The organism is Candidatus Paceibacterota bacterium (assembly GCA_041661305.1).
Lineage (GTDB): Bacteria > Patescibacteriota > Minisyncoccia > Phycocordibacterales > VMEP01 > VMEP01.
Genome location: JBAZUR010000006.1, coordinates 1 through 8,768, shown reverse-complemented (window position 1 = coordinate 8,768; position 8,768 = coordinate 1). Strand labels below are relative to the sequence as shown.

The window sequence follows — 8,768 nt, the reverse complement described above, 5'->3', positions numbered from 1 at the left end:
TAGTTTTTCGGCGTGCGGGGATCTCACCCGCATTGCGGTTACTTGTGCCAACATTCTTACTTCCACACGCTCCAGTATGGGTTACCCCTTTACCTTCACAGCCGAGTGGAATACTCTCCTACCGCTCGCGCACAGTGCGAACAAGTCGAAAGAAAAAAATAAAAAGTTAAAACATTGCTGAATTTACTTTCCACTTTGAACTTTTAACTTGCTCGTACTGCGCACAAGCCCTCAGTTTCGGTACCATGCTTAGCCCCGATTATCTGCGGCGCAAGATCTCTCGATGAGTGAGCTGTTACGCTTTCTTTCAATGATGGCTGCTTCTAAGCCAACATCCTCATTGTCAATGAAATCTCACATCCTTACTTGCACTTAGCATGAATTTAGGGACCTTAACTGGAGATCTGGGCTGTTTCCCTTTTGACCGATGGAGCTTCGCCCCCATGGTCTTACTGCCACGCTCTTACTTCCGGCATTCGGAGTTTGATAGGAGCAACGAGATTTCTCCCTATTTGCTCCTTCCAGTGCTCTACCTCCGGAAGAAACACGTGACGCTATGCCTAAACATATTTCGGAGAGAACCAGCTATTACCAGGTTCGATTAGCTTTTCACTCCAACCCACAAGTCATCCGATGGCGTTGAACGACCAACCGGTTCGGGCCTCCATCTGTCTTTCGACAAACTTCACCCTGCTCATGGGTAGCTCACCTGGCTTCGGGTCTTATGCGTACTACGTCGCCCGAAGGCGACATCGCTCTATTAAAACTCGGTTTCCCTAAAGCTCCACCGCTTTACGGCTTAGCTCGCAGCACGCATAAACTCGTTGGCTCATTCTTCAATAGGCACGCAGTCGAGGTTGCAAGCAACCTCTTCTACTCATTGTAAACATATGGTTTCAGGTCTATTTCACTGCCCTCACCGGGCTACTTTTCACCTTTCCCTCACGGTACTAGTTCACTATCGGTCTCTAAAAGTATTTAGCCTTGCCGGTTAGTTCCGGCGGATTCTACCGAGCTATTCATGTCTCGATATACTCAAGAACGGCAATAAAAAAGATGTGAATGATTTCATCTACGGGACCATTACCCTCTGTGGTCGCGCTTTCCAGCGCATTCGATTATCATCACATTTTGTAACTTTTCTAGTAATCTACACTGCCGCCTTACAACCCCGCTCACCTAATAAGGTTCCACCAGTTTCCTGCCGGTCCCTTATTTAGGTGAATGGTTTGGGCTTCTTCCGTTTCGCTCGCCGCTACTAAGGAAATACAATTTGTTTCTTTTCCTCCAGGTACTGAGATGTTTCACTTCCCTGGGTTAGCTCTCAGCTAGTGCTGAGTATCTTGCGGTGAAGCAAGATGAGTTTCCTCATTCGGAAATTTCCGGATCAAAGGTTGCTAGGCACCTCCCCGAAACGTATCGTCGCCACGCCACGTCCTTCGTCGCCTTTTAGAGCCAAGGCATCCACCATATGCTCTTCTTATTTCCTATTAGGAAATCTGAAAGTCACTTACGCTCCAGGAACCGCTTCCCGGGTCGCGTTTTTTAATTTCTTTTGTTTCTTTTCTGTCTGTCCGCCTCCCTCTCATCTGACCCCAGAACAATAACAGGCTAACTCACACATGGGATGAAAAGTGGCGGGATTTAGTTGTCAACGAACTGCCTTAATTTTTCCAACAAAAAATCCGCTCGAGAGCGGAACTTCTTGATACTCGCCAAAAGGCGAGGTCATTTAGGTCCGCTTTTTGTACGTGTTTTCGTTGATAAACATAAGGTAAGTGGCATTATAGCCAATAGCAAAAAGGTGTCAACCCCAGCAAAAACTATGCCTATTTTCCCAGCAAAAGAGACCCTTTTAACCCCTTAAAATAGCCATGTAAAAAGGCAAAGAAAAAAGCACCAAATTGGTGCTTTTTTCTTTCTTATTTCTCCGCGGGAGAAAATTGAAAAGATTATTTCTTGTTTGAAATATCTTCGCGTAAACGTTCGATGAAACGAGCTGCAGCTTCTTTCCCACCCAAACCAAAAGCGAGGCCACCTGCTAGAGCAAGCATAGCCACGACTCCAGTGAAGAGTGTGTACATAAACTGAGGCGCGATTCCCAAGTGTGATAGCGCGACGATCAAGGCAAAAAGCCAAATTGACCAACGTGATACACCTCCCAAGAAACCAGCTGAGTGCATATCTGCAGCGCGAGCTGATGTTGTAACAACTCGATCCATTGTGTCGGCCAAAACGGCACCAACCAAAAGAACAAGTGCTGCTACGATAACCTGTGGAAGATATCCAAGCACTACGTCACGAAGGAAAACTGTCACCTGTGTTAAACCAATCACTTCAAGTGAAGCGACAAGGAAAACAACGACAACAAACCAACGAACGAGGCCGCCTAGAAATGCTCCTGCATTTAAGTGAAGTCCACCTTTCGACAAAACTTCTTCAACGCCAGCTGCGCGAAGTGCCTTATCGAACATAAGTGCCTTAACTGCTTGTGAAATAACTTTCTCTAATAACGAAGCAACAATCCAGCCAATCATGAACACAATAACTGCCATGATTAAACTAGGAACGAAGCTCATCACACCAAGCCAAATTGACTGAAACGATTCGCCAATGACCTGACTCCATGTTTGCAATACCATATCTTACTTTTACTTATGATTAAAAGTTCCTATGCATAAAAACTCTAAGTTTCGACTGCTTAAAGTCTACCTTAATAATAGCAGAAAAAACGCGGTTAATCCTGTTTATTGTGGATAGTATTGCTTCTTTTGTAATCTACAAAAAAGACTAAAATCTTGCGTTTTTTTCAGGAAGCTGAAGCTTGTCTACTAAGCGCTGGTGAGGGTAATCCAAAATGTCATAAATAAATTTATCGTACATTTCGAGGCGATATTTAAATTCTTTTGTATCAAAAAAAGCGTACGCCAACTCCTTCCCTATTTCTGCCTCGATTAAGCGCATTGCGTTTTCTATTTTCCCCTTCTTTAAATTATCTCCCACAATGAGAACATCAGTGCGACTATCATTATCCTTAATAAAAATACCAGACACGATTAAAAGCTTAATGGTTCCTGCCTTCTTAAAACGATCGACAATTTTACTATTGTTAACTGAATCAGCGTTCAGTATTAAATCTTTCAGTTCTCTTTTATAAGGAAAATCACTATCTAAAAACCACCCTGAAGTTTTTTTCTTTGGTGGTAAATCTTTTGAGAAAAGTTTCTTTTTAATAAAACCGATTGACTTAAGTATCGCCAACTCTCTCCTAACGGTAATTGTTTTTAATTTTGTTCTTCGCTCGATTTCTTTAGGATCAAAACCAGTATCTGCGTTCAAAAAAAACAGACGTATTATTTTAACGCGTGCATCATTTCCAAAAAGTTTTCCTAAAATTTCCATTCTGTTAAAAGTTGAGAGCACTAACGCCCATGCCAGTTAAATTAACAATTGTTATCCAGCTATTTAATTGCTTATTAAATGTTTTCACAAATAAAGGCTGGTTTACACCATTCTAAACCCTAGACCCTAGACGCACAATCACAAAAAAATACCCGTATTAGAGGGTATTTTTTTGTGATTGTGTGATTAAAGCCGAATTACTTCAACTCAACCTGGTCACGCGTAATTTTTTGCTAAAAATTCGCGCGACGTCTATCGGTAATGATAGACACCTGTAGACGGCCCGTCTCGGCCATCTTCATGGCCTCCGACCGACAAGTTTACTTTAATTCAACTTGTCCTCCAACTTCTTCAATTCTCTTCTTGAATTCGTCGGCTTCTTCCTTCTTCATTCCATCTTTCAAAAGAGAAGGAACGTTGTCTACGAGATCTTTAGCTTCTTTAAGACCAAGACCCAAAACTTCCTTAACTATTTTCATAACACCAATCTTCTGATCACCAGCTGACTTAAGGTGAACTGAGTAAGAAGATTTTTCTTCAGCTGCCTCCCCTGCTGCAGCTCCTGGGGCAGCCATAGCAACTGCTGCTGCTGATACTCCAAATTTCTTCTCAAGAACCTTAACAAGTTCGTTCAATTCAAGAACGCTCATTTTTTCAACTGAATCAACGAGAGTCTTAAATTTTGATGGAACCTCAACTGTTTCTTCTGCTACTACTGTTGTTTCTTCTGACATAATTTTATTTCTAAATTTAATTTTTAATTTTTAACTCCAGATTTTTTAATCTGAAATTATTGACGCTTTTCTGCTATCTGACCCAAAGCAACAACAAAACGTTGTATTGGTGAATTTATCAAATTAACAAACTGACCACGCAAAACCTGCATTGAAGGAATCGTTGCGATTTCTGTCATTGCCACTGCGTCGAGAAGTTTACCTTCAAACATTCCACCTAAAATATGGATGTGTCCTTTGTATTCTTTTTGATAAGCAAAAATACTTCGTGATGGTTCTATTGGATCGTTCCCATAAGCAAGAGCGAGCTCGCCTTCAAGCTCTGGAATTTCTCCCTCAAACTTTCCTTCGTTAATTGCTCTCTTCACAAGAGTTTTTTTAGCCACAGTGTAGCCAATACCCTTTGAGCGCAAGTCACGACGAATCTTCGAAACCTCTGAAACGGTAAGACCTTTGAAGTTAACAAAAACAAGAGATATCGAATTGGAAATCGATTGCTTAAGTTTATTCAATATTTCTACCTTTTTTTCTTTACTAATTGCCATATTAACTTGCTGTTAGTTTTTAGCTTTTAGCTTTTAGGAAAGCCAAAATACTAAAAACAACTTATTAAAAACAAAACCGACTCCCCGTGGAGTCGTCCAAGCATTCCGTTGTTAACGAAATGAGTATTCGACCTCGACAGACTGCTTTCGCAATTAACGCCCTAGGGCTATCTGTTTTCTACGGCTTGTAGGCAAATACTAACACAGGTCTCTCAAATTGCAACTACCCCTGATTCACTTCTTTTTTGAAATATTCTGCGCGCCAGCCAATCATATTGGCAAAAATTTGAACAACGGAAGAAACCCCGGCAACTGCCAAAATTAAAATAAAGTACCAAGCGTTTGGAGTAAGGTAATAGAAAAATGCCACAAGCACAGCAAACCACACACCAACGCACCATGGGCATTCGAGAAGTTCAATCGCAGTTCTGCGAGGGCCGTCTGTTGGTTTTGTCCTAACAACAAGAACCTCCCCGCTTTCAGTATCAATCAAATCAGTTTCATCTAAAAACCAATCACGGAAAAACTTTGAAACCTTGTCGTAAACAAAAAGACGAGTAAGCCTAAATGTTGCCAAGGTAATAAGAATAAAATCAAATCCGCCGATGCCGGAAGGAAGGCCATCGTTAACGCGAACAAGTATAATCGCCGAAACAATAATTACCGCAACGAAAAATACGACGTAAGCAAAATACCAAAAAGCCTGATTGTTTCGTGGTTCAATATTTTTGTTCATAGAAAGATTATACGGATTATTTAACACCTAGGAAGTAAGTACTTCAATTAGCTGGTAGTTGAAACGTATTTTTTCCCAAAGGAAAAAGTAGCATATCCAACTCCGATTAACAAAAGCCCCAAAAGCATAAGTGTAATTGGCCAACCTAAACTATTACTAAAATATTCAGCAGTAAGTCGTCCGAGGTAACCCATCAAAGCGATTGATGAAAGCACAAGAATAATTCTTTTGTGCATTACGATACTCAAATAGAAAAAGAGAGCGATAACAGGAAGGCAGGCAAATCTCCAAAAATCCTCTAGGGCGAAAGTTGCTCCCAATACCGAAACGGTCCCAACAAAAACAAGGATTGCATTCAACGGCCTCTTTGCTCCAGCGATTGGATTCATTAGAGAAGAAAGTGCAAGAACTGTAACACCATAAACAATAAACATGTAGGCATAAAAATCTTTTAGCGTTTGAACAATGGCTGGATTCTCTCTAATAAACAGCAAGACAGAAGTATAAAAAATGGCTGTACCACAAACTATCGTTAGGAAACGAGAAACGTCATTCTTCAATATTCTTGTTGTAGAAAAATAAACCATAAAGAAACCAATTGCCATCCACAAACTAGCAAGCATCCAATCAGAGATATGCATCTCGTTTAAGATGACGGTCACTCCAGTCGGCAAAAGGAGGGCCGAAAAAACTAAAGCTAGATTTGAGACAAGAGTGGCTGATGGGTAATCTCTAAGCAAAAGAGAAATAACATACGTAATAATTCCAGACCCAAGTGTTATTGCTACCCTACCAAAGAAAGGTAGTGTGTCCCAAAATTGCGAAACAAAAACAACCACTCCGGAGAGGGCGATGAAACCACCGAGAAAATATAATATTTTTACTATATTGAAATGAAAACCTTCAGTCTTGTCACCACTAGAAGCACCGATAGTCTGACCAGAAATTCCACCCAAAACCGAAAGTACCTCCTCGCGCGAAAGACCGTTCGAAGTGACGATTTCACGAATTCTTTGTAGGGCAATTTTTTTTGGTTCTATATCCATAGTTTATTTTATTACCCAACCGAGAAAGTTAATCCCGCCGGGGCCATAGTAATATGAACGCGAATCCGCCTGTGTCAGATAAATTTGCTTGCTGTAAAAACCGTTCTTCAAATAACGGGCGTTGTAATCGCGGTTTCCCCCGAACAACCCTGTAATAAGACCTCCGTCAGTCTGACCACCCGTGAGCATGTATCCATCCGGGGCTTTAGGATTTTGGTCAAGCATCAAAGCCTGCGCTTCTTCAATAGTCAGTTCACGACTTTTGTCGTTCGCGACTTCGTATAGGTAAATGGAGTCAATCACAACTGCTTGGTAATTTTTTACATCAGTTGGCTTTAATTCAACCGGCGGAGGCAGATATCTTTTAACTATCTTACCTTTCTCCACTACATATGTCTGTCCGTAATATTCATTTGAGTTACGCACTGCGTAAAGAAAATCATACTGAGCCGGTTTGGCAAAAAGCTGAGGAATGTAAACAGCGCCAATAAGTCCGGCAATGAACAAAACCGGCAAACCAATTGCTATATAAAGAGGCCACTTATTTTGTGTATCCATAATATCTATATGTTACTACTAAAGACTGGGCACGCAACCATTAATTACATTTAGACTCATCCCTTGGGTGAGTATCACTTTTTGAAGAAGTTGCTGATTATGAGACTCGGGTCAATATCCATCTCTTTGGCAAAACCGGTCATAATAATCACCACTACCCCGATTAGGATTATGGCGGCAAAACCGATGGTTGAAGTGAAGAAATCTTTATTAAACATATCCCTTTACTTACATTCTATTATTTTCACCTCTTTAGTAAAGGAACATACTTTTTGACAATTTCTATAAAGATGACAAAAGATCTTTGAGCTCCTGAGAGTCAGGATTTTTAGCTATCCCCTGTTCGACAATATCTTTGGCTTTTTGCGTATCCTTAACCACGTCGCGGTAAAATTCAGCTATCTTAAAATACAGAAAGATACTGCTTGGCTCATTTTTTATGGCCTGCAGGAAATATGTTTCAGCTTTTTTATTATCTTTCAGGTAATAAGCATAAAGGTCTCCCAAATTACCGTTAGCCACACTGTCGGTTGGCCTAACCTTGGTCACATATTCCCAAGCCAAACGGGCGCCTTCATAATCACCTATAGCCTTCCTCCATGAACCGAGGTCAATCCATGATGCTATGTCATTGCTGTTTTTCTTGAGTGCACTGGAAATCTCCATTATTTTCACCCTTGTTTTTTCATCTGCAGAATCAAAATTAACTGTTCGGTTGAGGTCCGGAATGGCAACTGCCGGCGCAGATTTTACGGGTTCAACTTTGACCGTGTAGCCGGGGTCTTTGTTGTCGCCGTTTTGTTTGTTGTTTATTTCTATATTCCCGTTTCCGCCTGTATTAACGGAACTTTTTTGAAGATCTTTATTTATGTAATAACCGGCAACAACCGCCGAAATAATAACTAATACAAACAGGGTAATATTTTTATTGTTTATTTGCATACGCCACATTGTATCAAATTTAACAAAACAAAAAACTCCCGCTTTTTGGCGGGAGTTTTTTGTTTTGTTTATCCAAGGGATGCCCTTTGATGAAGAGAGCGGAAAACGCAAAAACCCCTCAATAAAGAGGGGTTTTTGCTTAACCATTCCCTAACCGAAGTCAGGAAATCACAAGTTGGTTATTAGTTTGCACGTGTCCAAGTCTGAGCGGAGAAGCTTGCGTTGGATGGGAATCCAGGTAAGCCATAACCGTTTGCCCAGTCAAGATTTGTAATCGTATCTGCATCAGCGACCGGAGTCGTTGTTGAGAACGGTGACCAAATAATGTTACTTGCACTAAGTCCCGATACCGTGTTCATCAAATACGCCTGTGAAGGGAATGATGTGTCGGCAAGAAGGTTAATGCTGAGCGTCTCAGAAACAGATGCAGTGTCCACTACTGAAGCAACTCTTAGAGCATATGTCTTTGAGCTGTTTGCAGGAACAATCTTGGCCTGTGACGTGTTGTCAAAGGTAATCGCCAATGTTCCTGTAGGAGCTTCGGTTACAGCTGATTTAGCTGCAACTCCGTCTCCGTAAAGTGTGAATCCTGTAGCTGCTCCACCTGTGGTAGCAATGTTGAAGCTCATTTTAGCCAAAACAACATCTCTAGTTGTCGGGTTTGTAACAGTGACTTTGTACAAGTCAGAGTTAAGAGCCAAACTGCCACCTGTGCTTGTTACAGCAAAGGTAGGAACTGTTCTGTAGATTCTTAAGCCGTTAGTTGTAACGTCCGAAGAAGTTCCAGAGATTGATACTTGTGAGT

At 41.2% G+C, this 8,768-nt stretch carries 10 protein-coding genes and 1 rRNA gene; all 11 read right to left on the bottom strand.

The window, feature by feature from the left end; genetic code table 11:
* Positions 1–1,491, bottom strand: a 23S ribosomal RNA gene (locus WC724_03745); the annotation flags it as partial.
* A 461-nt stretch (positions 1,492–1,952) separates the two neighbouring features.
* A complete protein-coding gene (locus tag WC724_03740; GenBank protein ID MFA6078097.1) occupies positions 1,953–2,642 on the bottom strand; it encodes a hypothetical protein in 690 nt (229 codons plus the stop codon).
* Positions 2,643–2,790: 148 nt separating this feature from the next.
* Entirely contained in the window at positions 2,791–3,402 is a 612-nt protein-coding gene (locus tag WC724_03735) for a hypothetical protein (GenBank protein MFA6078096.1), read from the bottom strand.
* Positions 3,403–3,722: 320 nt separating this feature from the next.
* On the bottom strand, positions 3,723–4,136 hold the full coding sequence (gene rplL / locus WC724_03730) for a 50S ribosomal protein L7/L12 (GenBank protein ID MFA6078095.1): 414 nt from the start codon (positions 4,134–4,136) through the stop codon (positions 3,723–3,725).
* A 56-nt stretch (positions 4,137–4,192) separates the two neighbouring features.
* Entirely contained in the window at positions 4,193–4,681 is a 489-nt protein-coding gene (rplJ, locus tag WC724_03725) for a 50S ribosomal protein L10 (protein ID MFA6078094.1), read from the bottom strand.
* Between the two features lie 223 nt (positions 4,682–4,904).
* Positions 4,905–5,417, bottom strand: coding sequence for a DUF1360 domain-containing protein (locus tag WC724_03720; protein MFA6078093.1), 513 nt, complete (start codon positions 5,415–5,417; stop codon positions 4,905–4,907).
* A 47-nt stretch (positions 5,418–5,464) separates the two neighbouring features.
* Positions 5,465–6,463, bottom strand: a complete 999-nt coding sequence (locus tag WC724_03715) for a DUF2157 domain-containing protein (protein MFA6078092.1) — start codon at positions 6,461–6,463, stop codon at positions 5,465–5,467.
* A gap of 3 nt (positions 6,464–6,466) precedes the next feature.
* Positions 6,467–7,021 (bottom strand): hypothetical protein, encoded by a 555-nt coding sequence (locus WC724_03710; GenBank protein ID MFA6078091.1) that lies wholly within the window; start codon positions 7,019–7,021, stop codon positions 6,467–6,469.
* Positions 7,022–7,095: 74 nt separating this feature from the next.
* Positions 7,096–7,239, bottom strand: coding sequence for a hypothetical protein (locus WC724_03705; GenBank protein MFA6078090.1), 144 nt, complete (start codon positions 7,237–7,239; stop codon positions 7,096–7,098).
* A gap of 64 nt (positions 7,240–7,303) precedes the next feature.
* Positions 7,304–7,963 (bottom strand): hypothetical protein, encoded by a 660-nt coding sequence (locus WC724_03700; protein MFA6078089.1) that lies wholly within the window; start codon positions 7,961–7,963, stop codon positions 7,304–7,306.
* A 182-nt stretch (positions 7,964–8,145) separates the two neighbouring features.
* A partial coding sequence (locus WC724_03695) for a hypothetical protein (GenBank protein ID MFA6078088.1) occupies positions 8,146–8,768 on the bottom strand: 623 nt, incomplete at its 5' end.

Coding starts and splice junctions, on each gene's coding strand:
- WC724_03740 (MFA6078097.1), bottom strand. CDS start 2,642: ATGGTATTGCAAACATGGAGTCAGGTCATTGGCGAATCGTTTCAGTCA.
- WC724_03735 (MFA6078096.1), bottom strand. CDS start 3,402: ATGGAAATTTTAGGAAAACTTTTTGGAAATGATGCACGCGTTAAAATA.
- rplL (MFA6078095.1), bottom strand. CDS start 4,136: ATGTCAGAAGAAACAACAGTAGTAGCAGAAGAAACAGTTGAGGTTCCA.
- rplJ (MFA6078094.1), bottom strand. CDS start 4,681: ATGGCAATTAGTAAAGAAAAAAAGGTAGAAATATTGAATAAACTTAAG.
- WC724_03720 (MFA6078093.1), bottom strand. CDS start 5,417: ATGAACAAAAATATTGAACCACGAAACAATCAGGCTTTTTGGTATTTT.
- WC724_03715 (MFA6078092.1), bottom strand. CDS start 6,463: ATGGATATAGAACCAAAAAAAATTGCCCTACAAAGAATTCGTGAAATC.
- WC724_03710 (MFA6078091.1), bottom strand. CDS start 7,021: ATGGATACACAAAATAAGTGGCCTCTTTATATAGCAATTGGTTTGCCG.
- WC724_03705 (MFA6078090.1), bottom strand. CDS start 7,239: ATGTTTAATAAAGATTTCTTCACTTCAACCATCGGTTTTGCCGCCATA.
- WC724_03700 (MFA6078089.1), bottom strand. CDS start 7,963: ATGCAAATAAACAATAAAAATATTACCCTGTTTGTATTAGTTATTATT.